General features: G+C 28.7%; 1 pseudogene. It reads left to right on the top strand.

Annotation, left to right across the window (positions count from 1 at the left end):
- Window positions 1-240, top strand: a pseudogene (locus R7044_RS25210) (hypothetical protein); the annotation flags it as partial.
- Window positions 241-745: the final 505 nt, after the last annotated feature.

Raw genomic sequence — 745 nt, 5'->3', positions numbered from 1 at the left:
GTAAAAGGAATTTCTGGAGCGACTACTATTTTCGCTCTAACTTCTGGCCCATTATTTTTAGCTATAGATGTAAGCTTGGTTGTCGGGAACATTTTAAACCACATTGATAATAAATATGAGATAACCCAAAAATTCAAACTAGCACTAGAGAAAACATTGAATGAATCACTAAAACAAGAAGAAATGAGAATCAACGATGTGATAGGTAGAAGTTACATAAAGAATGGGGTATTTTTATGAAACAAGAAGATGACTTAGATTTAACATCAACACTTTTGATATCATTGTTATTTCTTTTATTAGGCTTATCTTGCATTTACTTCTTTTACAACGATGTAATTAACTATGTAAAATATATATAACAAAGATGAAGTTATAATCATTTCTCAGGGCGCACTTTATGGACTATTTGGAAGTTGGATATTTATATCTTGTTTTATTTTTTTAATAACTGTATTTTTAAATAAAAGAAAGTTATCACACAAAAAAGAAGCACTTTTCGTAAGGGTTATAATTTCCTTTTCAATCATAACAATTGTAGCGCCAACTGCACTTATGTTTCTTACTAAAGAACACTTAATAAGACAAGGTTATTCTTTCTCGATTGACGAAGACAAGTCTTGGTTACAAGATAAAGTTTATATTTTTAAAAAGTAACTGGTATCAACATTTTAAACCGGAGTATTTGGTACATTAAAAAGTACTTTTCTTTTTGGAAGGTATAAAACTTAGTCACACATAAGAA

Source organism: Vibrio sp. 1402 (genome assembly GCF_033340275.1).
Note: the sequence above shows the minus strand (reverse complement) of the source record. Positions and strands in the feature narration are given on the sequence as shown.